The sequence below is a fragment of the Elusimicrobiota bacterium genome (assembly GCA_016788905.1).
Taxonomy (GTDB): domain Bacteria; phylum Elusimicrobiota; class Elusimicrobia; order FEN-1173; family FEN-1173; genus JADKHR01.
The window spans coordinates 100,630-126,557 of record JAEURZ010000004.1; the positions used below are offsets into that span (position 1 = coordinate 100,630).

The following is a 25,928-nucleotide window of genomic DNA, read 5'->3' on the forward strand; positions in this document are numbered from 1 at the left end:
CGTTTGTAGGGTTTCATACCTGCCTATTTTAGCGCAGGTCTTCATATCTGCTTGGTGCAATGGCACTTTGAACTCACGATCCAGCATTTTTGTTGCGGGAAAAGGGGTAATTTGATATTCTGTGACCCGGTGGCTGATCTTGGCCACTTTTTTTATTTTTTGGGGGGCTGAGGCTATGGGGATTGCGGAAGAGATTGAGGCACGGGCCCGTCCCCTTGTGGAATCCGCTGGCTTGGACCTGGTTCACGTTCAATTTCGGACAGAAGAAAATGGCTGGATTCTTCGGTGTTTTATCGATAAGACGGGTGGGTTTGGTCTCAAAGATTGTGAAGAATGGAATGACCGGTTGGGACAGTTGGTGGAAGAGAGTGGCTTGATTTCTCATCCGTATTCGCTGGAAGTGTCTTCCCCGGGATTGGATCGGCCCTTGAAAAAGAAAGAGGATTTTGAGCGTTTCAAGGGAATTGACGCTGTGGTGAAAACCGCTGTGCCGTTAAACAATCAACGAAATTTTCATGGTCGTATTGAAGGGTTGGATGGCGAGAAACTAGTCCTTTTGGATCGGACCAACGGGTTGGTCTGGATCCCCTTGGCTGACGTCTCGTCCGCAAAGCTGGATCCATCGATCCCATTGGAGAGGTCAAACACGTGAGCAATGAACTGATTTCGGCGTTGGAACAAATTGAAAAAGACCAGGGGATTCCCAAGCAGGAAATCATTTCCATGGTGGAGCAGGCCCTCGTGTCCGCCTATCGAAAACACGCCGGCCAAATGGTCAATGTGGTGGCGACGATTGATACCGAGTCGGGGCAGATTTCCGCTCATGTGGTTAAGAGTATTGTGGAGACGGTGACCAATCCTTTGGTGGAGATCACCGCGGCGGAAGCCGCTCGGGTGAGCAACGGGGTTGTGGAAGGGGGGGAGCTTCGGATTCCTGTGGACGCCAGGGATTTCGCCCGTATCGCGGCGCAGACCGCCAAACAAGTTTTGACTCAGAAAGTTCGCGAAACCCAGAGAGAAACCCTTTACACGGAATACAAACCAAAAGAAGGAACCATGATCAACGGAACCGTTCTCCGGTTCCTCAGCCGGAACATCGTGGTGGATTTGGGGCGGGGGTCCGAGGCGATTATGCCGGTGCGTGAACAAGTTCGTCGGGAACACTGGGCTGTGGCCGATCGGATTCGCGCCTTGATCCTCAAAGTCGAGCGGAGTCAGCGGGGACCAGAGATCATTCTTTCTCGCGCTCATCCTGATTTTGTCAAACGGCTTTTCGAACAAGAAGTACCGGAAATTTATGAGAAGACGGTGGAAGTGGTCACCGTGGTTCGCGAAGCGGGGTTCCGTTCCAAAGTGGTGGTGCGGAGCAACAACCCCAAGGTGGATCCCGTGGGGGCGTGTGTCGGAGTGAAGGGCTCCCGTGTTCGGCCGATCATCAATGAGTTGCAAGGGGAGCGGATTGACCTTGTCGCCCACACCTTGGACACTTCGACCTTTATCGGGAACGCCATGTCCCCGGTTAAGCCACTGATGGTTCAAATTTTGAGTCATGTGGAAAAACGGGCCGAAGTCTTGGTGGCGGACGATCAGTTGTCCTTGGCCATAGGAAAATCCGGTCAAAATGTGCGCTTGGCGAACAAATTGACCGGTTGGAGTTTGGACGTCCGATCGGAGGGCCAAAAACGAGAAGCCGCTCAGGCCAACGCTCAAGCCGCTGTGGACGGATTGTCCCAGTTGGAGGGAGTGGGTCCTAAAACGGCGGAAGCCCTGCAGAAAGGGGGGTGGGCGGATGTGGCCCGCTTGGCGAAGGCCAACCCAGACGATTTAACCGCGTTATCCGGGATTGGGGAGAAAAGCGCGGAGCGGATTATTGAGGCGGCCCAGGCGTTCCTGGCCAAGAAGTCCGAGGGAGTGGGGTCTCCTCCCGACGAGGACGTTCTTCCGGAGGCAGCGGACGCCCCTGTCCCTGTGAACGATGGAAATCCAGAACCCGAGGCGCGAGAAACCCTATGACCGAGACAAAGAAGAAGACAACCAAAACGCCCACAAAAACAGGTGTCAAGAAAGCCACGGACGAGAAGGTTCTTAAAGAGGGCGCCCCTGTCAAGAAAAAGGCCAAGACGGTTTCTTCCGTTCCAAAAACGAAACGCGTTTCGACGAAAGAAGGATCGACAGAAAAAAAACCTCGGTCGAAGAAAAAAACAGAAGGAGTCGTTGCCGTTTCCGCTCCGGATCTCACGGGGTCCCTTCCCGAAAAAGATTTGTCTCCTCTTCCTCTTGTTCCCCCGCCTCCCGTTCCGGTTAAAGTCGAAACGCCTGTGGCGCCGGTCCAGGCAAAGCCGCCCGTTGTTCCTGTGGTGCCCAAGCCAGTCTCCCCGGCGGTTCCGGTGGTGGCCCGGCAAAACATTTCGATTAACGAAGGGATTACGGTCAAAGAATTGGCCGAAAAAATGAGTGTGAAGATTCCGGACCTTTTAAAAAAGCTCATGAGCCTGGGGGTCATCGCAAATCTGAACCAACGGTTGGACACGGATACAGCGACTTTGGCGGCTGACGCCTTCCATTTTGATGTGGAAATTAAATCGTTGTTGGCGGATGACGTTTTGGCTCCTGCGGACGATCCCGCCACGTTGGTTTCTCGACCGCCGGTTGTGACGGTGATGGGCCATGTGGATCACGGAAAAACATCTCTTTTGGACGCGATTCGATCGGCGCGCGTGGCCGAGAAAGAAGCCGGTGGGATTACTCAGCACATCGGGGCCTATCAGGTGGAAACGGGAAAAGGTGTCGTCACTTTCTTGGACACACCAGGTCACGAGGCGTTTACCGCTATGCGGGGACGGGGCGCTCAGGCCACGGACATTGTGGTGCTCGTGGTGGCCGCTGATGACGGTGTGATGCCTCAAACCGTCGAAGCGTTGGATCACGCCAAAGCGGCGGGGGTCCCCATTGTGGTGGCCATTAATAAATGTGATTTGCCCACGGCCAATTCCCAGAGGATTAAGCAGGAGCTGGGTGGTTTGGGGCTTCAATCGGAAGATTGGGGTGGAAAAACGGTGATGGTTGAAGTTTCCGCTCGTCTGAAGACGAACATCGACAAACTTCTCGAAATGATTCTCCTGGAAGCGGAATTACTGGAATTGAAGGCGAATCCCAATCGACCGGCTCAAGGGGTTGTGGTGGAAGCCAAATTGGATCCTCGTCGAGGACCTGTGGCCACGGTTTTGATTCAGAAAGGAACATTGCGGGTGGGGGATTCGTTTCTGTGCGGTGTGAAAGCGGGGAAAATCCGGGCGTTGCTAAACGATCGCGGTGAACGGGTGAAAGAAGCGGGGCCCGCGTTTCCCGTTGAGATTTTAGGTTTGGCGGGTACCCCCATGGCGGGAGAAAAGTTGATTGTTGTGGCTTCCGACCGTGAAGCACGCGAAATTGCGGAAAGGCGGCAGGTGATCGTGGATGCCGAAGCCCGGCGCGCGCGTCATCATCTTTCTTTAGAAGAATTTCACAAGCAGGCAGAGTCCGGAAAGGTCAAATCCATGCCCATCATCTTGAAGGCCGATGTCCAAGGGTCTCTGGAAGCGGTCCGGGAATCTTTGTTGAAGCTCGGAAATGAAGAAATTGGGATTCGGGTGATTCACGCGGGGGTGGGGGGGATCAATAATTCCGATGTGGTACTCGCTGCCGCTTCCGATGCCATTATCTTGGGGTTCAATGTTCGCCCGGATCCCTCTTCCGAAAACATGGCCCAAAGGGAAGGGATCGAAATTAAGACCTACCGCATTATTTATGAAATGGTGAACGAGGTAAAAGCCGCCTTGGAAGGTCTGTTGGAGCCGGAAGAAAAAGAAACAACACAGGGCTGGGCCGAAGTTCGAAAAGTTTTCGTGGCACCGAAAATCGGGGCTGTGGCGGGGTGTATGGTGACGGACGGGAAGATCTCACGAACGGCCATGGCCCGATTGGTTCGCAATGGAGCCATTATTTTTGAGGGCGGTGTGGGAAGTTTAAGACGCTTTCGGGATGACGTAAAAGATGTGGAAAAGGGTTTCGAATGCGGTGTGTCCTTGGCCAATTATAAAGAAGTTAAAGTGGGGGATCGGTTGGAGTTCTATGTATTAGAAAAGGTTGCCCGGAAGCTCGCGTAATTCGTCGCGATCGATCTTGCCATGGCGCGCCGACTTGAACGGGTGAACGAACTTCTTCTTCAGGCCATTTCGACCTACGTTTTGGAGAACCAGCCTCCCGACACAGGGTTCTTGACTTTTATGGCCGTGGACACGACGGCCGATTTTATGGAAGCGAAGGTGTTTTATTCGGTTCTCGGTACGGCAGCGGAGAAAGCCCAGGCCGCCGAATCTTTGGACCGGATGCGTTCAGAATTGACCCGATCCATGCGGCGACTTGAAAGCCTGAACCGTATTCCCCATTTCCATTTCATTTTTGACGACACGCCTTCCCGGGCCGCGCGGGTGCACGATTTGATCGAAAAGTCGCATAAAGAACCCCCTCTTTCGGATTCCCCTCCGCCGTCCCACTGATGGCCATTCTTCCGTCTCTTTCTTCCCGCGCGCGACGAAACGTGAAAGCGATCGTGGAGCTTTTCCATAAAAAAAAGACTTTCTTTCTTACCGGTCACGAACAGCCCGATGGGGATACCGTGGGGTCCGAGCTGGCTCTGGCGGGATTTTTGAAAAGTCGAGGTAAGCGTGTGACGATCGCAAACCGAGGCCCGGTCCCCTCCTCTTGCCTTTTTTTGCCGGGTGTCCGATCCATTCGGACGGCGTCTCGCGTCCGCGGGCGTTTCGATGTGGCAGTGATCTTTGAATGTTCCGGCCCGGACCGAATGGGGAATATTATTGATTTGGATCATCAAGTGGAGACCGTGATCAACGTCGACCATCACTTTCACCATGGTCTTTTCGGGCATATCAATTTGATTGACCCTGGGGCGTCCTCGAATTCCGAACAGCTCTGTCAGGTCTTTTCGATGGCGGGCCATTCGTTGTCCAAAGCGGAGGCCACGGCTCTCTACGTGGGGCTTGTAACGGACACGGGACGGTTTCAACAGGAAAATACCCGCCCCCAAAGCCACACGGTGGCCGCGCACTTGTTGGAAGCGGGAGTGGATGTGGCGGACGTGTATCGGCATATTTATGGGACACGGTCTGTGCCGGCCCTTAAACTGATGGCTCGGGCCATGGAAAGTCTTCGCTTGGTGGCCCAGAACCGAGTTTCTGTGATTCGGCTCACTCGGGCGGATTTTATTAAGACGGGGGCCCAAGAAGAGGATACGGAAGACGTGGTGAACCAGGGGTTGCTTCCCCCCACCGCGTTGGTCTCTCTTTTCCTGAAGGAAGTGGAGGGGGAGCGTCGGGTCAAAGTGAGCTTTCGCGGGAAGGGGCGGGTGGATCTTTGTCGGTTGGCGGTATCGTTGGGGGGCGGTGGGCACAAGAACGCCTCCGGTGTGACGTTGGAGGGGACGGTGGACCAAGTGGAAAAGAAGATTCTTCAGGCGATGATTCCTGTTTTACCGCGGGGAAATAATTAATGGTTTCTTTTCTGGATCGGCGGGTTCTCTCCGGTCTGTTCCTTATGGACAAACCCAAGGGACCCACCTCCCACGACGCCGTACTTTGGGCCCGGCGCGTGTTGAACACCGCCGACGTGGGGCATTGCGGGTCCTTGGACCCCATGGCCACGGGACTCATCCTTCTTGTGGTGGGGGAAGCCCGTTCTAAACAAAACCTTTTTATGGCGGAGCGGAAGTCCTATCACGGGATCATTCGGTTTGGTCTCGCCACCACCACAGACGATTTGGATGGGGCTCCTTTGCCGAACACATTTTCCCGCAAACCGGAACAGATCACGACAGCCGAATTGGAAGTGGCGCTCGGATCTTTTCGGGGTCTCATTCAACAAGAAGTTCCTACTTATTCCGCGGTTAAATGGAAAGGCAAACCGTTGTATCATTGGGCCCGCAAAGGTGTTCCCGTGGAGCGGCCCACGAAATCCGTTCACGTGCACGCGTTGGAACTTGTGAGTTACACGCCGCCCGATTTTGGATTTCATGTGGATTCCTCTAAGGGTTTTTATGTTCGGTCCTTGGCCCGAGATTTGGGTGTGGCGTTGGGGGTAGGGGGAACCCTAGCCGCCTTGACCCGAGAGACCATTGGAACATACAAACGGAGCGACGCTTATCCCTGGGAAGACCGTTCCGAACTGAACAAAGAACTTTTTGAGCGTTCCTTTATTCCCATCGAGAAATTGCCCGACTAAATGGTTGGTCGACCGGTGGTGTTGACTCTCGGCACGTTTGATGGGCTTCATCTGGGCCACCAACGGCTTCTTTCCCTGGCGCGGCGCCGGGCGCGGTTCCTTAAAGGGCACGTCCGAGCGGTGGCTTTTAATCGCCCACCTCGCCTTTTTTTTTCTCCCGTTGATTCCGCTTACCTGTTGACCACTCCCCGCGAAAAAGAAGACCTCTTTTTTCACTATGGGGTGGACCAGGTGGAAACCCTTTCGTTTTCTCCAAAACTGGCCGGACTTTCCGCGGACGGTTTCATTGAAGACTATTTGATCCGCCGTTGGGGCGCTACCGAAATTGTCGTTGGTTTTAACTTTTGTTTTGGGAAAGGGCGGGAGGGGGACGTGGGTTTCTTATCTCGCCGGGGAAAGGAACGGGGAATTCGGGTTCATTCTGTCCCCCCCGTGAAGGACCGGAAAGGAATCGTTTCGTCGGGTCGTATCCGGTCCCTCATAAAAGAGGGCCGTCTGACTGAAGCGCGACACCTATTGGGACATGATTATACCCTTGAGGCGCCCGTCTTGAGCGGACGGGGGATGGGCCGGCGATTGGGGTTTCCGACCGCGAACCTGGAAGTGGGGGAAGATAAAATTTTACCCCGGGGTGTTTTTGTTGTGACCGCTGTTCTCCCGACAGGTGTGGAAAGACGGGCTCTTTTGAATGTGGGGGTCCGACCCACGTTTCCGGAACAAAATCCGACCCGTTCGGTGGAAGTTCATCTCCTCGACTTTAGCGGTGATTTGCGGGGGAGATCCTTGCGAATTCGGTTTGTGAAAAAGTTACGCGATGAGAAAAAATTCTCTTCCGTGAAGGCCCTCGTGACCCAGTTGTTAAAAGATGAGGCCGCCGCCCGTCGAATTCCTTTTTAGGAATTGCCCCTGACTTTATTGGGTTTTCGGGGTATACTTTCCTTGTGAGGCTATTCACCCGATCTTTCCGCCAGCCGTTCCTTTCGACCGCCTGGGTGGTCGGTGTTTTTTCCTTTGCCGTGGCTTCCCCGGTATGGGGTGGAGAAGCCGATATTTCTGTGTTCCCTTCCGAACGGGTGGTTCGGTCCACCCATTTCATTTTACACTTCGAAGACGTCTCGGTTCCCGCGGGCGTTTTGAACACGCTGGAAGGGCTTCACGCCAAACTCCTCTTGGATTTAGGTTGTTTTTCACCGTGGGCTTATCAAGAGTCGATTCGCGTTTACCTATACCGGGACGGGGAAAGTTATGCGTCTCGCACAGGAATGAACCCTTGGGCTTTGGCCCATATCAATATTGGGGCGAAAACAATTTACGCCCATTCGTCGTCGGACTTGCAACGTGTGTTTGCCCACGAATTGGGTCATCTTTTTTTCTCGCAGTTCTTTATCGCCAAATCCACTGTTCCGCCCCTCTGGTTAAACGAAGGGGTGGCGAGTCTCATGGAGTGGCAATACGGGTTGGAAAAAAATCTGAAAGCGATGGATCGGCAATTGATCCTGAAGGGGACGATCCCGTTTGATCAATTTCTTTCTTACAACTACGCCCACGCCAACGCGGGGGATGGGGAGAGCGTTGGGCATTGGTACCTTCAAGCTCAAAGCGTGACGCGTTACTTGATGCGCGGTTTTTCCCAGGCCCAATTTGTCCAGTTGTGTGGGGAACTTCGCGCGGGGCGTACTCTGGATGAGGCCCTTCGGGCTGCCTATGGATTGGCCATCCCCAACACGGTCGCTCTTGAACGTTTGTGGCGAGAGACAATCACTTCTCCCTAGACCCGGGAGGTCGGGGGAGAAAGAGCTGGAAAACCCTCACCGTTTAAGCACGGTGACTTTTTTAAAGGCGCGACCTCCAGGGTAACGAATTTCGCAATAATAGGCGCCGTTCCTGACGAAGGCCCCCTCGTCGTCTCTCCCATCCCATTCGTTTCCATCACCCAGATCCCGGACCAGTGTCCCTCCTAAATTGTAGACGCGCGCGTGAACGGGGTCCGTTTGCGCACTTTCCACCTCGATGACCATTTTTTCGTTGCGCGTGGGGTTGAACAGGTTGTTCTGGAGCGTGACAGTGGGGGTGACCGGGCTTTCTGTTGTGGTGAACGTTTGATCTGAAGACGCGGCACTGTTTTCGGCGATGTCTTTCGCTAGGATCCGGTAGTGATAAAGGGTTTCAGCGGTGAGACCGTAGAGATAGAGACTGTGGGAAGTGCCCCGGGGGGTGGTCAAGACAGTCGTCGACCCATAGTCCGAGGTTCGTCCATATTCGATCTCGCTGGTCGCGGGTTCATCGGTCCTCCAGGTCAGGGTGGCGGCTGAGGAAGTGATGCGGGAGGGGGCAATGGCGGATAGGACGGGGGCTGTGGTATCGGGTTGGCTCAGCGTGACGAACGTCCGATTCGTTGAAGTGGTCCAATTTTCCGATGCGTCTTTCGATTTTACTCTGTAGTGGTAGCGCGTTTCAGGGGTGAGTCCCAGAAGTGTTTGGCTGTGGATGGTGGCCAAGGAGGCGTCCAGCGGGCTACTGGATCCATAGCCCTGGGTGAGTCCGTATTCAATTTGTGTTGTGGCGGGTTCATTGGTGGACCAGCTGATGGTGGCGCTGTCGGCGGTGATCCCGGTGGCCCCAATGGAAGTGAGCAGGGGCGCGGTGGTGTCGATGGGACCGTTGATCGCTTGAAGGACAGCGGCGTTCGCATCGACTCGGCCGAACCCGTATCGATCGTCCCGGCCAGCGGCCCCGAGGTCGAGGGCGGTGGTAAAGAGGATGTTGTCCAACTCGTCGGATGTTAGGGCCGGGTTGACGGCAATCATGAGGGTATAAATCCCGGCTGTCAAAGGAGCCGAAAAAGACGTTCCACTTTGGGGACCGTACGTTCCTCCATCCAGAGTGGTCCAAAGACCCTCCCCAGGGGCGGCCACATCAACGGATGGGCCGAAACTGGACCAGCTGGTTTGGTTGTCCAAATTGTTCGTGGCGGAGACACAGGTCAGCGCGGAACTGGGCGTGGCGGGGGTCACCGCTCCGGTGTTCCCTGCGCTCACGATAACCACACCTTTTTTCGTACGCATATACTGGGCGGCGGAAATAACGGCGCCCCCACTGCAGGAATCCCCGTAACTGATGTTCGCCACGCGCGCCCCGTTGTCCGCCGCAAAAATGATTCCAGAGGCCATGGTGCTCCAGAACGCATACCCGGCTTCATCGGAAATTCGCAGGGGCATGATCGAAGCGTTCCAGGCCACGCCCGTCACCCCCAACGCGTTATTTCCGATGGCCGCCGCCACACCGGCCACCGCTGTCCCATGTCCAAAAATGTCGGAGGTGTCGTTATTGTCATCATAGAAATTCCAACCGGCAACCAACCGCGAGGCCAGGTCGGGATGGTCGGGGTCAACCCCAGTGTCTAAGATGGCCACGGTCAGACCGGTTCCTGTTCCCATGTCCCAGGCGGCGGGGGCCCCAATGAGGGGCAGATGCCAAGAGTCTGTGTACCGTGAATCGTTGGGGAGGAACGTGGGGGCCGCACGATAATCCGGTTCCGCAAATTCCACAGCGCCGGTGGCTTCCATTTGATCCGCCAGTGATTCTTCCCCGCGGGGAGGGAGGGTGAACTGTTCCAGTGTAAGACCGGCACCCAAGTCCCGGCTGTTCTGAGGGGTGTGGAGCAGGCGTAGGGAATCAAATTGGGATTCTTGGGAAACCGAAACGCTCGGAGCGCGCTTATAAATTAAGAATCCGGCCTGGCGTGTTTGATCACGCAAGCGGCCCCCTTTCGCCGGAAACGCGGCCTGGGCGAAAGAAGCGAAAACAAAAAAGAGAATAAGGGTTATCGGTAATTTAGGAGAAGCGAAAGACACGGGACCTCCTGTTCATTGCCGATCCCCGACAGTGTGGCGGTGGGGGGCGGATTTTTCTTTGGAGGGAAGCGGTCGGTGGGCGAGAGGGCTCCATCGCCAGGTTAAATCCATTCCATGCACGCCCCCCAGCGCACCGGCGGATCGGTAGGCGTAGTCGAGATCCATGCGGGTGGAGGCGAACGGGAGTCGGAACCCGAGCCCCGCGGCCCAGCGGTCTTGATTCTCGGTATCTCGAACGGCCATCCCCGTTCGGAAGATCAATAGTTTCCGAAATTCGTATTCCACTCCCAGGCGCGGACTCGTCTCTCCATTCGCCAGCCGGGCCAGGTCCACGGCAACAAGTCCCCGATGGGAATTTCGGCCCCGGAAGGTGTAGGCCGCTCCGGCACTCCACAGGCGGGGAAGATTTTCTGACCCGATCTGGCCCCCCCCGTTTTGAAAGGCGACCCCCAGGGAGACTCGATTTTTAAGGAATCGCCATTGCGCTCCCAAATCCACGGATTGGCCCACGTCCGTTCCCGACTCAGCCACCTCGGACAAAAAACACCGTGCCGCAACCCCCAAGGAGAGGGAAGGAAGGCGAGGGGAGAATCGTTGCACGTTTCCGCCCCAGGAACCGCTGATCACTGTTTCTGTTTGAGCGTCCAGGCTCCCCGTGGGAGAGCCCCCCAGCGGGAGGACCTCCATGGTTCCGGCGGTTGCTTTGTTGAGGTGAATTCCCCAGGTTCCCGTCCTCACGCTGGGCCACAAGAGACCCAATCCTGTGCCGCGAATTTCTTCAAATCCAACGAGGGATTGGGCCCGAACACTTCGTGACGCAATGTCGGCCAGGGCCGCGGGGTTATGGAAAACACCGTCTTCGTTAGCGGGGATGGCGGTGTCGGCGTTCGCCAGGGCGGATCGCCTCGCCCCAGGGGAAAGAGAGGACCACAGATCGTCGGCCCAGGAGAGGGGAGACGTCGCGAGCCAGGCGCTCATTAAGAAACCACATCGGATCCCCCCGCGTAGCGCGAGGGGGATGTTGACGGACATTCACGTCCTCTCAAATAGGAAGCGTAACAGAAATTCGATCCACCCAGTCTATGCCCAAGATGAATAGAATTCAAGGGCCGAAAAAAATTTAGTCTTTACTTTTTTCCAGAGCTTTGCTAGAATTCCGCCCATGTTAACCAAAGAAAAATCACACGATATCGTTGGGAAGTTTGGCGCTTCACCCCGGGATACCGGGAACACCGCTGTCCAGATTGCTCTCTTAACCGAGCGAATCAATGGCTTGGCGGGTCATTTCCAGAACGCACCGAAGGACCATGGGTCCCGGCGAGGTCTTCTGTTGATGGTGGGGCAACGACGACGTCTGTTGGCTCATTTGCGGACGGTTCAGCCCAAACGATACGTGGAACTTCTGAAGGAATTGAAACTCAGAAAATAGCGCGGCGTCCTTGGGGACCCGCTTCGTGGCTTGTATACGCGTAGGGATGTAATGATTCGACTCTTGGGTCGGATTTTTAAATCCCTCCTGTTCCTGCCCGAGCGCCCTCCAATAACGACGCGCCTTTTCTATTTATAGGAGAAACCCTTATGTCCAATGTTGAAAAACTCGAAATTGAAATCGGCGACAAAAAAATCTCTTTTGAAGTGGGAGAAGTGGCCCGTCAGGCGGCGGGGGGATGTTTCGTTCGTATGGGGGACACCGTGGTGTTGGTGGCTGCCGCTCACGGGACCAAACCCCGTGAAGATCGGGATTTCTTTCCGTTAACGGTGGATTACCGTGAGCGGACGTATGCCGCGGGGCGTATCCCTGGGGGTTTCTTTAAACGGGAAGGGAAAGCCCGTGATGGCGAAATTTTGACCAGCCGTATCATTGATCGTTCTGTCCGACCCTTGTTCCCGGAATTTTTTCGTTTGGAAGTCCAATTGAGCGCGCTCACCCTGTCGCATGATGGGTTGCACGACACGGATATCCTTGCGGTTTTGGGCGCGTCGATTTCCCTCGGAATGTCGGCCCTGCCCTGGAACGGGCCCATTGGTGCCATCCGGATCGGGCGTGTGGACGAACGCTTCCTCTTGAACCCCACTTTGGATGAACAAGAGCGCAGCACACTCGATCTCGTGGTGGCGGGAAAGAAGGGATCCATTTTGATGGTGGAAGCCGGAAGTTACGAGTTGTCCGAGGAAATGATGTTGGAAGCGCTGTCTATTGCCCAAGTGGAAATAGATCGTTTGTGTGATCTGCAAACGGAGTTGTTTCATCGGATCGGGAAGCCGAAAATGGCGGCACCCATTCCCGCTGTTGATCTCGACCTCTCGCGCCAAGTGAACGAGATGGCACGGAATCGTTTTAAAGAGGCTGTCCGCACCGCCGACAAGGCCACGCGCGAAAATATGATTTCTGCCATTAAAACCGAGGTAAAAGAAAAACTGGTGGTTGATTATCCGGACGCAGGTAATGTCGTGAACGGAATTTTTGAAGCCATTGAATATGAGGAAGCCCGCCGGTTGATCTTGGATGAGAGTCGACGGACGGACGGTCGTGGGTTTGAGGAAGTTCGGCAGATTACCATTCGGAACGGCGTTTTGCCACGCACCCATGGGTCCTCTTTGTTTACCCGAGGACAGACGCAGGCTCTTGCGGTAGCCACCCTGGGGTCTCCCGCGGACCAACAGATCATGGACGAGTTGGAGGGGGAATACAAAGAACGCTTCATGCTGCACTACAATTTTCCTGGGTTCTCAACGGGCGAACCCAAACCTGAACGTGGGCCTGGTCGGCGTGAAGTGGGGCACGGGGCGTTGGCTCGACGGGCGCTTTTGCCTCTCTTGCCGGACCCAGAAAACTTTCCTTACACGATGCGGGTGGTCTCCGATATCTTGGAATCCAACGGATCTTCGTCAATGGCCAGTGTCTGCGGAGGGTCTTTGGCGTTGTTTGATGCCGGGGTCCCCATGAAAAAAGCCTGTGCCGGGATGGCTATGGGGCTGGTAAAGGAAGGGGAGCGATCCGCCGTCTTGACGGACATCATGGGAATGGAAGACCATTTGGGCGACATGGATTTTAAAGTGGCCGGAACCACCGATGGCATCACGGCCCTTCAAATGGACATCAAAATTGAGGGGATCTCCATTGCGATCATGAAGCAAGCTCTGGAGCAGGCCAAGCGTGCCCGCCTGTTCGTCCTTGGGAAAATGAACGAGGTTCTGGCTGAACCGCGGGCGGAAATGTCGGCCTACGCCCCTCGCATGGAAGTGGTTCAGATTCCGGTGGCTAAAATTGGCGCTTTGATCGGACCTGGGGGTAAAAATATTCGGCGGATCATCGAGGAATCCGGGGCGCAGGTGGATGTGGAAGATGACGGGAAGGTCTATATCACCGCGTCGGACCGCTCTTCTTTAGAGACCGCCAAGCACCAGGTGGAGTCCTATTCCGCGGAAGTGGAATTGGGAAAGATTTATAAGGGCACTGTTGTTCGTATCATGCCCAAACTGGGTGCTTTTGTGGAAGTGATGCCTGGAAAAGATGGCTTGGTCCACATATCCCAATTGGACGTTAACCGTGTGGAAAAAGTGGAAGACGCCGTTAAAGTGGGCGATGAAATTGAAGTGAAGGTCATTGAAATTGACACTATGGGTCGGGTGAATTTATCCAGGAAGGCGGTGTTGAAGCCCGGTTCCGAGTTGGAAGGTGGCGGTTTGCCCTCTCAGCGCGGTGCAGGCCGTGGGGGTCCCGACAGTCGAGGTGGGCGGGACGGACGTGGTGGTCCTCCCCGGCGTGAATTTCGGGGTGGCGGTGAGCGTCGCGGCGGTTCTGGCGACCGACCGGGCGGACGCGGTTATAATTAACCGATAATTCCAGTCACCTCGTGGGGTCAAACGAAGGAAACCCGCACTTTTAAATTCAAAAGGTAAAGATCGTTTGTTGAATCCTAGGTTGAACTGGGTTTTGATGAAAGTATAACGGCAAATCTCTTAGGTAAGGACAGGAGAGGGACAGCGATGGCCGAAATCGACGATACAATTCGAGAGAAAGAGCCTAAGGCGACGGGATCGAGCTTAGAGCGCTATTACGATGTGATGCGATCCCATGACCTTACGGAACTGGAAATTAGGGAGGGGACGTTCTACGTTAAGTTATCCCGCGCGGTGGCCACTGCCGTTCCCGTGCCGGTAGCGGCTCCGGCTCCTGTGCTGGTGTCGAAAGCCTCTTCGATCTCGAAGAAGGACTACCACCCCGTGACCTCTCCCTTAGGGGGCATCTTTTATCGGTCCCCGGGACCGAACACCGCTTCTTTTGTGAAAGAAGGGGACAAAGTGGCCTTTGGGGATGTCCTTTGCATAGTGGAAGCCATGAAAGTTATGAACGAAATTCGGTCGGATCGACCGGGAATCATTCAAAAAATTGTGGCCGAAAACGGAAAACCTGTTTCTTCCGGTCAAGAATTGTTTCAGATCGAACCTCTTTCTTAACGTCCATACCATGCGGGATGAAATTGGCCTCACGGCAGGACAGGTGTGGGACTTTTTGGAATCCCGAGGCGAAACGTCGACCTTGCACATCCGATCGTCCCTCAAAATTACTCAGACACTTCTTTACCTGGCTTTGGGATGGTTGGCCCGCGAGGGTAAAATTTCATTGTTGTACCGCGATCGCTGTTATTGGGTGAGCCTCCACCGATGATGGAGCTGGCCCAGGCTTGCCTGTTGGGTGTTGTTCAAGGTCTCACCGAATTCCTTCCGGTTTCCTCCGATGGCCATCTCACTTTGTTTCACGCGGCCTTGGGAACTCACGAGAACGCTCTTGCGATGGATGTGGTGTTGCATGTGGGGACTCTTTTAGCGATGGTCCTTTATTTCCGTCGGGATTTGGCGACTTTGATTCGCGGGGTCTTCGCTCCAAATATTTTGGGTCGTGAAGAGAGGCGTCGGTTGGGGTTGATCGGGGCGGCGACGGTTGTCACGGGGATCATCGGCCTGAGCCTGAAAAGCAGTGTGGAACAGTTTGCGGCTTCTTACCGTGCGGCGGGTATCGGGTTCCTTCTCACCGCCGCGGTTCTCCTCTTTGGTGAAAATCGTTCCAAGCGAACGGTGGGGGCGGGCCTGACGCCTGTGTCGGCCCCCGTGTGGCACGCGCTTTTCATTGGGGTGGTTCAGGGGGCGGCGGTTTGGCCCGGTCTTTCCCGGAGCGCGTCGACCATTGCTCTTTCGGTGGCCTTAGGCTGGTCCTGGCAAGAGGCCGGTCGTTTCAGTTTTTTGGTGGCCATGCCCGCGATTGTCGGAGCCACCTTCTTGACGGCCCGGGAAATTCAAACGCTTCCGTTAGGCCCTTCCCTGGTGGGGGTTTTGGTCAGTTTTTTGACTGGGATGTTGGCCTTGGGCCTCCTGATGCGGTTTCTTCGGGCACGTCGTTTGTGGCCATTTGCGCTCTATACCCTGGGTTTAGGCCTTTTTTCTCTCCTCAAATCTTTCTGGACTGTGTAGAATAGGGGTTCCATGAGCAGCTTCTTCGCCCGTTATCGATCGTCCTCCCGAACACGCAAGAAGACCACCTCGCCGTTTCCTGCCGCGGGGGTTTTTCTGTTGTCCCTTTCTGCCGTGGCGTTTTATTGCGTGTTGTTCCCTTCTGGTTTGTGGGGAAAACCCATTAAAGGGTTTCTGGCGACGGCTTTTGGGTTTGGTCGCTATTTCTTTCCATTGCTTTCAGGTTACGTGGGATTGCGTCTGGCACTCTCTCGGCCCTGGGCCCATGGGTTTCTTCGGACAACCCTTTGGCTTTCTCTTTTTACCTTCGGGGTGAGCTTCGTCAGTCTCTTTAGTCAGGTGGCCTATCACGTGAATGCCGGGGGCGTTTTGGGGTTGGCCGGGTCAGCCTTTTTAGAGCGATTGTTCGGAACGGCCGGGGCCTGGTTGGTGACTCTTCTCGGATCCGGTCTCACCGTTGCGGCGCTGGCGCGCGTTTCCCCAGTTCACGTGGCCGAACGATTGGTGGCGCGGTTGCGATCGGACTGGAACGAATGGAAGTCCGCGCGTTTGGAAGTTCGAACGCCTCGAGGGTCGGTGGTGAAGCCCCGTCCCTTGGTGACGGAAACGACGCCTGCCCCGCGTTCCACACCGGCCGTGGTTCAGTCCGTGCCTTCCCGTGCTGTCTTCGTTGAGGAACCCAAACCGCCATCAAAAAATTTTTCTCGACCTCCCGTGGAACCCCGCCCTTCAACGTCTCAATCAGAGTCTTTAGGGGACGCGCCAGCGCCCGCTCCTTACCGGCTCCCTCCCTTGGATTTATTGAGCGATCCTCCCCATCGAACGGTCAATCTCTCGGAGTCCGAGTTGGTGGAGAAATCGCGGGTGCTGGAACAAACACTGGCTAATTTTGGTGTCGAGGCGCGAACAACCGATATTCATCCGGGCCCCGTGATCACCCGATTCGATTTGGAGCCGGCTCCGGGCGTTAAGATCAGTTCCATTGTGAACCTCTCCAACGATATTGCGCTGGCCATGAAGGCCACGCGTGTGCGGGTGTTGGCCCCGATTCCAGGAAAGGGGGCTGTGGGGGTTGAGATCCCTAATCCCGAAATGGTGACAGTCACTTTAAAAGAGATTTTGGCCGATTCACGGTTTCAGAGCAGCACGTCCCCCTTGTCGGTGGTTTTGGGAAAGACAAGTTCGGGAGAACCCTCCGTGACGGATTTAGCGCCCATGCCGCACTTGTTGGTGGCCGGCGCCACGGGGACGGGAAAATCCGTTTGTGTGCACACGTTGATCGTGTCCATTCTGATGCGCGCCCATCCGGATCGAGTTAAATTCGTTTTGATCGATCCCAAGCGTCTGGAACTTCCCATGTATGAAGGGATGCCTCATCTCTACGATCCGCGTTCGGGACCCGACGAGGCGCAAGTCATCACCCAACCGAAAGAAGCGGCGAAGGCGTTGGCGCGGATGGTAAAAGTCATGGAATTTCGGTATGAACTGTTTGCAAAAGCCAATGTGCGGAATATCGAGGGCTACAACGAAAAACGTGTGGCCCAGGGGTTGCCCCCTGAATATTACATCGTCGTGATTATTGATGAATTGGCGGACCTGATGCTCATTTCCGCCCGAGATGTTGAAGATTGTATTCAGCGGTTGGCCCAGATGGCGCGGGCGGTCGGGATCCATTTGGTTCTGGCCACACAACGGCCATCGGTGGACGTTATTACGGGCGTTATTAAGGCGAACCTCCCCGCGCGGATCGCCCTGCGTGTGGCCTCTCAGACGGACAGTCGCGTGATTTTAGATACGCCGGGCGCTGAATCGTTGGTGGGCCGGGGGGACATGCTTTTCCTTCCCGCGGGTGCTCCAGCGCCCATTCGCCTTCAAGGGGCCTTCGTCTCGGAGAAAGAGGTGGAAGCTGTTGTCTCGTTTGTGAAGGGCCAAGGGGGCCCCCGCTATGTGGATATTTTTGCGGAGATCGCTGCCTCCCAGGCCGCCAACGAAGACGTGGAAACCCGCCAGGAATTGGACCAGGCTCTGCGCCTGATCATCGAACGGCGCCGGGTGTCCCAGGACTTGTTGAAATCCCATTTCGGATCATCGTCCCGGGCCAGCAATGTCCTTTCGCTCTTGGAAGTGAAGGGGTATATTCGCAAGCCCGAAGGAACCAATAAGTGGGACATCAATTTTGATAAAATAGAGGATCTTTTTCGGACGGGGAACTCTTCAGTCTCCACCGGTTCTTCTCGATCGGAGGTCGTATGAAATTAGGAAGCATTGTCTTAGGATTAGGCCTGTGTCTGCTTGGTGTGGCTCGCGCCGCAACAGTGGAGGAGGTCCTCTCCCGATTGGAACGCGCGGAAAAGGAGATTTCAACTCTCCAGTTTGATTTTACACAAGAAACGACTGTGTCGATCGGAGGACGGGGTTCGGAAACTCGGGGGACGGCCATTTTTCAGAGGCCGAACCGCTTTCGAGTCAATCAAACAGCTCCGGAAGCCCAGGCCTTTGTGTCGAATGGAAAACAGTTTTGGGTTCATTTGATTGATCGCGGTCAGGTGTTGAAAGATTCCATGGACAACTGGGCCCGATTCGCGGGGTTTCCCCAAGGGTTGACCCCCTTTCAAATGAGCGTGAATCAAATGAAAAAGAAATACGCCTTTTCGTTGGTTGACGTTGAGGGGGAAAAGGTTCTCTCCCTCACGCCTAAGACGGCAACTGATTTTTCGTACACTCTTCGGTTGTGGGTGGATATGGAAACGGGCGTGGCCAAGAAAACAGAATTGGCATCGGAAAATGTGACCGCTGTCGTTTCGGTTCGTGATGTTAAAATCAATCCCCGCGTTGACGCTGGGGCGTTCCGGTTTGTCCCTCCCGAAGGGACAGAAGTTTTAGAAATGCCTCTCCACTAACACTTCTCTTTAAGGACATCATCTATGACAGATTCCAGTCCCGGGGCCATCGGGCAAACACTTCGAAATCGACGTCTTCAAAAGGGGTTGACCCTGGACGATGTTTATGTGGCCCTTCGTATTCAAAGCCGTTTTTTAAAAGCGCTTGAAGAAGAGCGGTGGGACGAACTTCCGGCTCCTGTCTTTTTGGAAGGGTTTCTAGTCAAATACGCCGAGCACCTCGGGCTGGAGGGGGAAGTCCTTCGAACCCAAGTCCGGGAACAATTGGGTCAGACGAATAAACCCGCGGCCATTCATCCGGCCACCGTGTCTGAATCCACCGCCAATGAATCGCTGATCCCACTTCGGTTGTTTCTTTTTGGATTGGCGGTCATGTTGGCGGTGGGGGGCGGGTTCCTTTATTTCCGTCGTCAGGAGACCGGAATGAAACGTCTCATGAGACCCTTAAGTCAGGTGACTGAATCTGAACCCGTTTTTTCCTCCACCGCTCCTCTCCATGTCCCCCTTCTGGCGGGCAATCCTTCCACGGAACCCACCTCAGCCCATACGGTTCTTATCCGAATCAAAGAGTCTGTTTGGCTTCGGATCCGATTGGACGGCTCGGTTCGATTTGAGGGTACGTTGCCGGCTGGGGAAGTGCGAAGTTTTCCCTTTGATTCGACTCTCCGCTTACGGGCCGGAAATTTGTCTCGGGTCGCGGTTTCCGTTGATGGGAAGACCATGGCGGAATCTACCGTGGCCACGGCGGGGGATGTCCTTTGGCCACCTCGTCCTGCAAATCGAAATCCACCGTCGACCGCCCCGGATTCGCTTCCGTCGCAAAGTTCGCCTTCACGGAGCCCGGTTCCGACGTCTACCTCTACGGAACCGGCGTTCCGCTAATGCCCCGAGGTCGCGTGGCCTTTGTGGTTCTTGGCTGCGCCAAAAACCAAGTGGAGGCCGAAAGCATGTCTTCCCGGCTGGCCCGGGAAGGGTGGGACATGACGGCGGATATTCCCAACGCGGATCTTGTGGTCGTCCATTCTTGTGGTTTTTTAGAAGCGGCCCGGGAAGAGGCTCGGGAAACATTGGGCCATGTTCGTCGTGCGGCTCCCCGCGCTTTTCTGGTTCTCACCGGTTGTTTCGCACAGTTTTTAAAGAAGAATTCCCTTCCCGGGGTGGACGCTGTTTTGGGAACGGGGCAATTGGACCGGCTTCCGGACGTTCTGGCCCAGCGTTCCGCTTCGGCGGGGATGACGCGACCGACTCTCACCCCATCGGGGTATCATGACGCGAACACCCCGCGGCCTCTTTGGGACGGGCAGTTGTCGACTTATTTACGCCTTTCGGAAGGGTGCAACCATCGGTGCACCTTTTGCATCATTCCCCAATTGCGTGGTTCCTTGAAGAGTCGCCCTCCTGGGGACATTCTGAAAGAAGGCGAAAGCCTGGTCCAGCGCGGGGTGCGCGAACTGGTTTTGATTTCGCAGGACACGACGGATTATGGGTCCGATCGGAAAGGCCTGGGGTTGGTCCCCCTGGTTAAAAGGATGGCGGTCTGGACGGACCTGCGGTGGATCCGTCTCTTGTACGCGTACCCTTCTGAAGTGGATAAGCCCCTGATGGATTTATTGGCCAATGAGCCGAAATTGTGTGGGTATCTCGACATGCCTCTCCAACATATGTCTGATCGCATCCTCAAGTCCATGGGACGGGAGTGGGGCCACGGGAAAACCCGGTCACTCTTGGACCGGTTGCGTAACCAAGTGACCGGGCTGGCTCTTCGAACCACCTTCATTGTCGGGTTTCCTGGGGAGACGGAAGCGGATTTCAATCAGGTCCTTTCTGTGGTTCAGGATGGTTATTTTGAACACGTGGGGGTGTTTCCCTATTCCTTTGAGACCCGATCCCCTTCCGCGCGGTTGCCAGGTCTTGTCCCGCCGGAAGTGGTTACGGAACGGTGGCAACGCCTCTTGGAGGCGCACCGGATCGTGAAAACAAAAAAAGATCGGTCTCGGATGGGGCAGACTGTCGATGTCTTAGTGGAACGGGAACCTGGGGGCGGTTGGTCCGCTCGGGCCGCTCATCAAGCTCCGGAAGTGGATGGGGGGGTAAAGCTGAAGAGTCATCCGACCACACCGGGATTTTATTCTTGCCGTATCACGGGAGTGGAGGGAATTCATTTGAAGGGAGAACTTCTCCCTCGCAAGAGCGGGAAGTCCTCCTCCCGACGGTTGGTCCTTGTCCCATGAATCTTCCCAACCGACTCAGTGTGGCCCGGTTGCTGTCCGTTCCGTTCTTTATGGTGTTCACCTATGTGGACAACGTCTACGCTCGCGTGGCGGCCCTTCTCATCTTTGTGGGGGCGGGAGTGACGGATTTGGTGGACGGTTATATCGCCCGAAAGCGGAACTTGGTGACGTCTTTGGGCATTTTTTTGGATCCCCTGGCCGACAAACTGATCATTACCTCGGCGTTCATCCTTTTCGTTGAAATTCGAGAGTTGCACATTTCGTCCTGGATGGTGGTGGCGATTGTGGGGCGAGAATTTCTGATTACGGGTCTTCGGGGGGTGGCGGCCAGTCGGGGAACATTGGTCCCGGCGGACGAAGGGGGGAAATTCAAAACCTCTGTTCAGAACACCGCCATTATTACGATTTTGTTGACACTGATCATCACCTCGGGTTTGGAACGATTTGGAGGGTATTCCTTGGTGGGTCTCTTACAACACGGAGGCTGGCGGGGCGAAGCGGCGAGCCTTTTGGCGTGGACCCCCTATTGGATGGTTTTTGCGGCCACCGCCATCTCGATCGTGACCGGTGTAAATTACCTTTGGCGACATCGGGGCCTTTTGCAGGAGGAAACATGAACGTGAAACGTTGGGGCGAGCCTCTCGGGCGTTGGGGCATCTTGTGTTTAGCCACGGTTGGTTTTGTGGGATGGGCCCCGTATCATCTCATCCCCTTTCGCAAAATGAAGGGCGGTGGGTTCTTGGGAACCTTGGTGGGGTGGGGGTTGGTTTGGTTTCTCCCTACGGGGTCGTGGTTTCTTCTTCTGACGTTGCTTATGATTGCGTTGGCGATCGGTGTCAGTGATCGGGCGGAACGGTGGATGACCCACGATGATCCGCGGATCGTTATTGATGAGGTGGCCGGGGTTTGGGTGGCGGTTATCGGTTTGTCCCGGGATCCTGTTTCGTTGGTCACCGCGTTTGTGGCGTTTCGGTTTTTTGATGTTTTGAAGGGGCCCTGGGGTCGGGCCGCGGCCCGACTGCCGGGCGGATGGGGCATTGTGGCCGACGACCTGGTGGCGGGGGTCCTGGCCAACGTCCTGACGCGGTTGTTGTTGCGGTTCTGAAATCCCTTGTTTTTCGTTTGACCTTCCGTCGACGATGTTATAGCATGGTCTTTTCCTGACCGACTGCCCTGGAGGCAATTTATGAATATGAAAGAAGAAAAAGGTAAAGCACTGTCCTTGGCTCTGGCCACGATTGAAAAGCAGCATGGGAAGGAAGCCATCATGAAGTTGGGGGAAAAGACAGGCCGCGTGCACGTGGAAGTCATTCCCACTGGGGCCCTTCCCTTGGATGTGGCGCTGGGAATTGGTGGTTTTCCGCGGGGCCGCGTGGTGGAAGTGTATGGCCCTGAATCTTCCGGAAAAACGACACTTTGTCTTCAAGTGGTGGCTCAAGCCCAAAAATCGGGAGGTACCGCGGCTTACATTGACGCCGAGCACGCCATGGATCCCGACTACGCCAAAAAATTGGGCGTGGACACCGAAAACCTTCTCATTTCACAACCCGATTCCGGTGAACAGGCTTTGGAAATTACCGATCAACTGGTCCGGAGCGGGGCTCTCGACATCGTGGTGGTGGACTCGGTGGCGGCTTTGGTTCCCCGGGCGGAAATCGAAGGGGAAATGGGCGATTCTCACGTGGGACTCCAGGCCCGGCTGATGAGTCAGGCGCTTCGTAAATTGACCGCCAATATTGCCCGGTCTAAAACCTGCGTTGTTTTCATTAATCAGTTGCGGATGAAAATCGGGGTGATGTACGGTAATCCCGAAACGACAACCGGGGGCATGGCGCTCAAGTTTTATTCAAGCGTTCGGTTGGATATCCGACGAGTGGAATCCATTAAGGTTGGGGATAAAGTCGTTGGAAATCGGGTGCGCATTAAAGTGGTCAAGAATAAATTGGCGGCTCCGTTTCAACAGGCCGAGTGCGACATGATTTTTGGCGAAGGGATCGCCCGAGAAAATTGTTTATTGGATATGGGTGTGACCGCCGGCGTTTTGGAAAAAGCGGGAACGTGGTTTCTCTACAACACGGATCGCTTGGGTCAAGGCCGTGAGCAATCCCGGAACTTTCTGAAAGAAAACCCCCTGGTGGCCGATCAAATTGAGAAAGCGGTACGGGTAAAACTGTTGGGCGATTCCACCGAACCTCCTGTCGCTGAGACCAAACCCGTTTCCAAAGAAAAAGAAACCGTAAAGTCTCCCCGGACCGTCAAAGCCTAACCTATGGGGAGTTCGGTGGGGACGGACGTCCCGCCGATTTTGCGGGAATTTTTGGATCATTTGCGGGTGGAACGAAAGCTGGCGCGGAACACCGTGTCGGCTTATGGGTCGGATCTTCGTCCCTATTTTATTTTTTTAGAAGGGCGGGGTGTCCCTGTTTCCGATGTCACTCCCGGCGACTTGTCTGATTTCCTCTGGAAAAGAAGGGCCGCACCGCTTAAATCGTCCAGCCTCTATCGACTTTCAGAATCCCTCCGGCAGTTCCATCGATTTTTGCAGGTGGAGGGACATTCCATTTCTGACCCTACGGTTCAACTTTCCACTCCCAAAACCTCGGAACGCCTCCCGAAAGTTCTGTCGGTGGACGACGTTTCTCGGCTGCTGGGGTATTCTCCGAAAATCACAGTAAAAACCCTTCGATTTAAAGCCATGTTGGAGTTGTTGTACGCCGCCGGATTGCGAGTGAGCGAACTGGTGGGGTTGACGGTGGAAGGCATTGATCTTGAGGTTGGTTTTGTGCGAGTGTTTGGAAAGGGGGGGAAAGAACGGGTGGTCCCGATCAACCGACGGGCGATTCACTCGGTACGAATTTACCGTGAAGCCCTTGAGGTTAAGAACACGGCAGGCCCTCTTTTTGTGGGGCGCGGCGATCGTCCGCTCACCCGAACAGCTTTTTGGTATGAACTTCGGAACTGGGCGCGTGACGCGGGGGTCCGGAAACCAATCAGTCCCCATGTTCTTCGTCATTCTTTTGCCACCCATTTGTTAAAGGGAGGGGCCGATCTTCGCGTGGTCCAGGAAATGTTGGGCCATTCGGATATCTCCACCACCCAAATCTACACCCACCTCGATAGGGACGCCATTAAAAAAGCCCATAAGAAGTTTCATCCCCGAGGATAAGAGAGGAGACCCATGACATTATCACGAGAGTTACTGGATATTTTGGCTTGCCCCAAATGCAAAGGGGGAGTGAATTACAAAGAAAAGGAAAATCGTCTTCACTGTGTTAAATGCAACCTTTCCTACGAGGTTAAAGAAGACATTCCCGTCATGCTCGTGGATCAGGCAACAACCATCGTCTCTTAGCATATACCCCTAGCCCAATATCCCCAGTTGGATCACGGGATTCGACAAAAAAATCGGGCCTTTTTCCATCCCAAAAAAGTTTGTCCGTAGTCCCCGCGACCGCGCGAGCGGAAGTGTGACGGCGCTAGCCAGGAATGCCAAGGGGGAATGGCCCGCGTGGGAGCGGCCTACGACCTGCACTTTTTTGTTCGTAAAAAAGCCCGCTTTTTCCGTCTCGCATCAGCGGCTCTGCTGACCGCGCTAGCGGAAATGTCGCGTGGGAGCGACCGCCTCAGGTGCCAGGCTCTCTGAGCCTGGCCGGTCCTCGCGCTCAACTGGGGATTCCGGGCTGGGGAATGTCTTCACACTGGTGGAATCGGTTTGTCAAAGGCAACCGCCTGTGGAACAAGTTTCTTACGTCCTTTTTGTTTTTATGTTCCGAACTTTTTTAGGATCATGGCGCCGCCTAGTCCTCCGGAGGCGCAGGCGGCGGCCATGCCTAGGTGGGAGTTGGGGTCTTCTTTCATGGAATAGACCAGGTTGAGGAGGAGGCGTGCTCCTGTGGCCGCTAAGGGATGCCCTAGGGACAAGGTTCCGCCGTTGGGGTTCACGATGCCTTGGTCGTAGGCGGACTCCCAGTTTTGTCGGTATTTTTCTTTTCCGACGCGGAAAATGGACAGGCAGGTGGCGGCAAAGGCTTCGTGGAGTTCGATGTGATCCAGTTCGGAAAAACGGACTCCGGCTCGCTCCAGGGCGAGCCCCGCCGCAAACACGGGAGAGATCCCCATATACGCGGGATTGGATCCCCAAAAACCCCAGGAGTGGATCTCCGCTAAAATTTCGAGACCCAAGGTCCGGGCCCTTTCTTCCGACGTCACAATGAGGACGGCGGCCCCGTCGGATCGGGAGCAGGCGTTGAACAGGCTGACGGTCCCCTTCGTCTTCTCTTCTTCAAACATTTTCCCAAGGATGAACGCTCCGTTATCCTGATAAAACTTTTTAATGGGATAGGCGGCGTTGTCGAAAAGAGTTGGAGCCTTCTCCATCATCCGTGGTTTTTCCACTAAACTTTGCCGTAAAAATGGATTCTCGTCGCGGCTGAGAACAAGGGTATTCCCTTTTTTGACCGGAGTCACGTGGGTGTCGTAGAAACCCCGTTTTTCCGCCTCCAGGCCTTTCCTGTAACTGTCCAGGGCATATCGGTCTTGGGCCTCCCGTGAAATGGAATAGATTTGGGCGCATATCTCTGCCGTGGCCGCCATGTTGATTTTGTGGATGGGATCGGTGAGGCCTTCTTCCGTGGTGTCGGTGATGGTAATCTCCGGGTCGTTCCAAAGTTCGGCCCAATGGGTTTTAACGGTTTCGAGTGAGCGAAGTTTTTTATGGTCCCGGGGGCCACGGATGGCGTAGGGGAAATTGGACATGGATTCCGTTCCGCCGGCCAAGTAGAGGTCGCCGTCTCCCATGATAATGTGGCGGTAGGCGCTCGCGACAGTTTCCAGGCTGGAAATACAATTTTGTTGGATGGTGTAGGCTTGGACTTTTTCAGGAAGACCCGCTTTCAGCGCGGAGACCCGGGCGATGTTTGGGGCGTGGGATCCCTGGCCCACCCACCCCACCAGAACACCATCAACGGCGTGGGGATAGAGAGACGTCCGCTGGATGATCTCCCGAATAGCCATTTCCATCAGGTCTTCGGGGAGGAATCCGGCGAGGCTTTTTCCCAAATGCCCGATAGGGGTTCGGACGCCCCCGCAGATGACCACTTTTTTTTGAGTTGGTTTCATGGTTCGCCTCTTGTTTAAACCTACCCCCAAGTAATGACTTTGTCAACGGGAAAACCTTGCAAGAGTTGTATAATGCC

At 55.1% G+C, this 25,928-nt stretch carries 25 protein-coding genes; 22 read left to right on the top strand and 3 right to left on the bottom strand.

Annotation, left to right across the window (positions count from 1 at the left end; genetic code table 11):
* The first annotated feature begins 121 nt into the window (after positions 1–121).
* The 8 genes from JNK54_02910 to JNK54_02945 are packed head-to-tail and all read left to right on the top strand — an operon-like array spanning position 122 to position 8,048.
* On the top strand, positions 122–652 hold the full coding sequence (locus tag JNK54_02910) for a ribosome maturation factor RimP (GenBank protein ID MBL8023220.1): 531 nt from the start codon (positions 122–124) through the stop codon (positions 650–652).
* Positions 649–2,013 (top strand): transcription termination/antitermination protein NusA, encoded by a 1,365-nt coding sequence (gene nusA, locus JNK54_02915; protein ID MBL8023221.1) that lies wholly within the window; start codon positions 649–651, stop codon positions 2,011–2,013. The genes JNK54_02910 and nusA overlap by 4 nt, the downstream gene beginning before the upstream one ends.
* Positions 2,010–4,145 carry a translation initiation factor IF-2 gene (gene infB / locus JNK54_02920; protein MBL8023222.1) on the top strand — a complete coding sequence of 712 codons (2,136 nt, stop codon included), beginning with the start codon at positions 2,010–2,012 and terminating at the stop codon, positions 4,143–4,145. The genes nusA and infB overlap by 4 nt, the downstream gene beginning before the upstream one ends.
* Before the next feature lie 21 nt (positions 4,146–4,166).
* The gene (locus JNK54_02925; protein ID MBL8023223.1) at positions 4,167–4,538 is read left to right on the top strand and encodes a ribosome-binding factor A; all 372 of its coding nucleotides are present in this window, start codon (positions 4,167–4,169) and stop codon (positions 4,536–4,538) included.
* A complete protein-coding gene (locus JNK54_02930; protein ID MBL8023224.1) occupies positions 4,538–5,548 on the top strand; it encodes a bifunctional oligoribonuclease/PAP phosphatase NrnA in 1,011 nt (336 codons plus the stop codon). Before JNK54_02925 ends, JNK54_02930 begins: the two co-directional genes overlap by 1 nt.
* Positions 5,548–6,276, top strand: coding sequence for a tRNA pseudouridine(55) synthase TruB (truB, locus tag JNK54_02935; protein MBL8023225.1), 729 nt, complete (start codon positions 5,548–5,550; stop codon positions 6,274–6,276). The genes JNK54_02930 and truB overlap by 1 nt, the downstream gene beginning before the upstream one ends.
* Positions 6,277–7,173 carry a riboflavin biosynthesis protein RibF gene (gene ribF / locus JNK54_02940; GenBank protein ID MBL8023226.1) on the top strand — a complete coding sequence of 299 codons (897 nt, stop codon included), beginning with the start codon at positions 6,277–6,279 and terminating at the stop codon, positions 7,171–7,173.
* Between the two features lie 44 nt (positions 7,174–7,217).
* Entirely contained in the window at positions 7,218–8,048 is an 831-nt protein-coding gene (locus tag JNK54_02945) for a hypothetical protein (protein MBL8023227.1), read from the top strand.
* Positions 8,049–8,084: 36 nt separating this feature from the next.
* Here the strand turns inward: JNK54_02945 and JNK54_02950 are convergent, their stop codons facing one another.
* Both JNK54_02950 and JNK54_02955 read right to left on the bottom strand, forming a co-directional pair.
* Positions 8,085–10,130, bottom strand: coding sequence for a S8 family serine peptidase (locus JNK54_02950; GenBank protein MBL8023228.1), 2,046 nt, complete (start codon positions 10,128–10,130; stop codon positions 8,085–8,087).
* A gap of 12 nt (positions 10,131–10,142) precedes the next feature.
* Positions 10,143–11,108, bottom strand: a complete 966-nt coding sequence (locus JNK54_02955; GenBank protein MBL8023229.1) for a hypothetical protein — start codon at positions 11,106–11,108, stop codon at positions 10,143–10,145.
* Between the two features lie 184 nt (positions 11,109–11,292).
* On the opposite strand from JNK54_02955, the gene rpsO reads away from it, so the two are divergent.
* From rpsO to JNK54_03025, 14 genes are all read left to right on the top strand, one after another.
* Positions 11,293–11,559 carry a 30S ribosomal protein S15 gene (gene rpsO / locus JNK54_02960; protein MBL8023230.1) on the top strand — a complete coding sequence of 89 codons (267 nt, stop codon included), beginning with the start codon at positions 11,293–11,295 and terminating at the stop codon, positions 11,557–11,559.
* A 149-nt stretch (positions 11,560–11,708) separates the two neighbouring features.
* Entirely contained in the window at positions 11,709–13,967 is a 2,259-nt protein-coding gene (locus tag JNK54_02965; GenBank protein MBL8023231.1) for a polyribonucleotide nucleotidyltransferase, read from the top strand.
* Between the two features lie 153 nt (positions 13,968–14,120).
* The gene (locus JNK54_02970) at positions 14,121–14,591 is read left to right on the top strand and encodes an acetyl-CoA carboxylase biotin carboxyl carrier protein (GenBank protein MBL8023232.1); all 471 of its coding nucleotides are present in this window, start codon (positions 14,121–14,123) and stop codon (positions 14,589–14,591) included.
* A gap of 10 nt (positions 14,592–14,601) precedes the next feature.
* Positions 14,602–14,802, top strand: a complete 201-nt coding sequence (locus JNK54_02975) for a winged helix-turn-helix domain-containing protein (protein MBL8023233.1) — start codon at positions 14,602–14,604, stop codon at positions 14,800–14,802.
* The gene (locus JNK54_02980; GenBank protein MBL8023234.1) at positions 14,799–15,602 is read left to right on the top strand and encodes an undecaprenyl-diphosphate phosphatase; all 804 of its coding nucleotides are present in this window, start codon (positions 14,799–14,801) and stop codon (positions 15,600–15,602) included. The genes JNK54_02975 and JNK54_02980 overlap by 4 nt, the downstream gene beginning before the upstream one ends.
* 12 nt (positions 15,603–15,614) lie before the next feature.
* Positions 15,615–17,855 carry a DNA translocase FtsK 4TM domain-containing protein gene (locus JNK54_02985; protein ID MBL8023235.1) on the top strand — a complete coding sequence of 747 codons (2,241 nt, stop codon included), beginning with the start codon at positions 15,615–15,617 and terminating at the stop codon, positions 17,853–17,855.
* Positions 17,852–18,502, top strand: coding sequence for an outer membrane lipoprotein chaperone LolA (gene lolA, locus JNK54_02990; protein MBL8023236.1), 651 nt, complete (start codon positions 17,852–17,854; stop codon positions 18,500–18,502). Before JNK54_02985 ends, lolA begins: the two co-directional genes overlap by 4 nt.
* Before the next feature lie 24 nt (positions 18,503–18,526).
* Positions 18,527–19,384, top strand: coding sequence for a helix-turn-helix domain-containing protein (locus JNK54_02995; GenBank protein MBL8023237.1), 858 nt, complete (start codon positions 18,527–18,529; stop codon positions 19,382–19,384).
* A complete protein-coding gene (gene rimO, locus JNK54_03000) occupies positions 19,384–20,733 on the top strand; it encodes a 30S ribosomal protein S12 methylthiotransferase RimO (GenBank protein MBL8023238.1) in 1,350 nt (449 codons plus the stop codon). Before JNK54_02995 ends, rimO begins: the two co-directional genes overlap by 1 nt.
* Positions 20,730–21,350, top strand: a complete 621-nt coding sequence (pgsA, locus tag JNK54_03005) for a CDP-diacylglycerol--glycerol-3-phosphate 3-phosphatidyltransferase (GenBank protein ID MBL8023239.1) — start codon at positions 20,730–20,732, stop codon at positions 21,348–21,350. Before rimO ends, pgsA begins: the two co-directional genes overlap by 4 nt.
* Positions 21,347–21,838: a phosphatidylglycerophosphatase A gene (locus JNK54_03010; GenBank protein MBL8023240.1), complete on the top strand. Its 492-nt coding sequence runs from the start codon at positions 21,347–21,349 to the stop codon at positions 21,836–21,838. The genes pgsA and JNK54_03010 overlap by 4 nt, the downstream gene beginning before the upstream one ends.
* Positions 21,839–21,919: 81 nt before the next feature.
* Positions 21,920–22,999 carry a recombinase RecA gene (gene recA / locus JNK54_03015; GenBank protein ID MBL8023241.1) on the top strand — a complete coding sequence of 360 codons (1,080 nt, stop codon included), beginning with the start codon at positions 21,920–21,922 and terminating at the stop codon, positions 22,997–22,999.
* A 3-nt stretch (positions 23,000–23,002) separates the two neighbouring features.
* Complete coding sequence (xerD, locus tag JNK54_03020) at positions 23,003–23,899, top strand: site-specific tyrosine recombinase XerD (GenBank protein MBL8023242.1); 897 nt, start codon at positions 23,003–23,005, stop codon at positions 23,897–23,899.
* A 12-nt stretch (positions 23,900–23,911) separates the two neighbouring features.
* A complete protein-coding gene (locus tag JNK54_03025) occupies positions 23,912–24,085 on the top strand; it encodes a Trm112 family protein (protein MBL8023243.1) in 174 nt (57 codons plus the stop codon).
* Positions 24,086–24,495: 410 nt separating this feature from the next.
* Here JNK54_03025 and JNK54_03030 read toward each other — a convergent pair whose 3' ends face one another.
* Positions 24,496–25,851: a thiolase family protein gene (locus tag JNK54_03030; GenBank protein MBL8023244.1), complete on the bottom strand. Its 1,356-nt coding sequence runs from the start codon at positions 25,849–25,851 to the stop codon at positions 24,496–24,498.
* Positions 25,852–25,928: the final 77 nt, after the last annotated feature.

What these genes read in the sequence shown, in the direction of transcription:
- infB (MBL8023222.1), top strand. Translation starts at nt 2,010, where the DNA reads ATGACCGAGACAAAGAAGAAGACAACCAAAACGCCCACAAAAACAGGT.
- JNK54_02925 (MBL8023223.1), top strand. Translation starts at nt 4,167, where the DNA reads ATGGCGCGCCGACTTGAACGGGTGAACGAACTTCTTCTTCAGGCCATT.
- JNK54_02930 (MBL8023224.1), top strand. Translation starts at nt 4,538, where the DNA reads ATGGCCATTCTTCCGTCTCTTTCTTCCCGCGCGCGACGAAACGTGAAA.
- truB (MBL8023225.1), top strand. Translation starts at nt 5,548, where the DNA reads ATGGTTTCTTTTCTGGATCGGCGGGTTCTCTCCGGTCTGTTCCTTATG.
- ribF (MBL8023226.1), top strand. Translation starts at nt 6,277, where the DNA reads ATGGTTGGTCGACCGGTGGTGTTGACTCTCGGCACGTTTGATGGGCTT.
- JNK54_02955 (MBL8023229.1), bottom strand. Translation starts at nt 11,108, where the DNA reads ATGAGCGCCTGGCTCGCGACGTCTCCCCTCTCCTGGGCCGACGATCTG.
- rpsO (MBL8023230.1), top strand. Translation starts at nt 11,293, where the DNA reads ATGTTAACCAAAGAAAAATCACACGATATCGTTGGGAAGTTTGGCGCT.
- JNK54_02965 (MBL8023231.1), top strand. Translation starts at nt 11,709, where the DNA reads ATGTCCAATGTTGAAAAACTCGAAATTGAAATCGGCGACAAAAAAATC.
- JNK54_02970 (MBL8023232.1), top strand. Translation starts at nt 14,121, where the DNA reads ATGGCCGAAATCGACGATACAATTCGAGAGAAAGAGCCTAAGGCGACG.
- JNK54_02975 (MBL8023233.1), top strand. Translation starts at nt 14,602, where the DNA reads ATGCGGGATGAAATTGGCCTCACGGCAGGACAGGTGTGGGACTTTTTG.
- JNK54_02980 (MBL8023234.1), top strand. Translation starts at nt 14,799, where the DNA reads ATGATGGAGCTGGCCCAGGCTTGCCTGTTGGGTGTTGTTCAAGGTCTC.
- JNK54_02985 (MBL8023235.1), top strand. Translation starts at nt 15,615, where the DNA reads ATGAGCAGCTTCTTCGCCCGTTATCGATCGTCCTCCCGAACACGCAAG.
- lolA (MBL8023236.1), top strand. Translation starts at nt 17,852, where the DNA reads ATGAAATTAGGAAGCATTGTCTTAGGATTAGGCCTGTGTCTGCTTGGT.
- JNK54_02995 (MBL8023237.1), top strand. Translation starts at nt 18,527, where the DNA reads ATGACAGATTCCAGTCCCGGGGCCATCGGGCAAACACTTCGAAATCGA.
- rimO (MBL8023238.1), top strand. Translation starts at nt 19,384, where the DNA reads ATGCCCCGAGGTCGCGTGGCCTTTGTGGTTCTTGGCTGCGCCAAAAAC.
- pgsA (MBL8023239.1), top strand. Translation starts at nt 20,730, where the DNA reads ATGAATCTTCCCAACCGACTCAGTGTGGCCCGGTTGCTGTCCGTTCCG.
- JNK54_03010 (MBL8023240.1), top strand. Translation starts at nt 21,347, where the DNA reads ATGAACGTGAAACGTTGGGGCGAGCCTCTCGGGCGTTGGGGCATCTTG.
- recA (MBL8023241.1), top strand. Translation starts at nt 21,920, where the DNA reads ATGAATATGAAAGAAGAAAAAGGTAAAGCACTGTCCTTGGCTCTGGCC.
- xerD (MBL8023242.1), top strand. Translation starts at nt 23,003, where the DNA reads ATGGGGAGTTCGGTGGGGACGGACGTCCCGCCGATTTTGCGGGAATTT.
- JNK54_03025 (MBL8023243.1), top strand. Translation starts at nt 23,912, where the DNA reads ATGACATTATCACGAGAGTTACTGGATATTTTGGCTTGCCCCAAATGC.
- JNK54_03030 (MBL8023244.1), bottom strand. Translation starts at nt 25,851, where the DNA reads ATGAAACCAACTCAAAAAAAAGTGGTCATCTGCGGGGGCGTCCGAACC.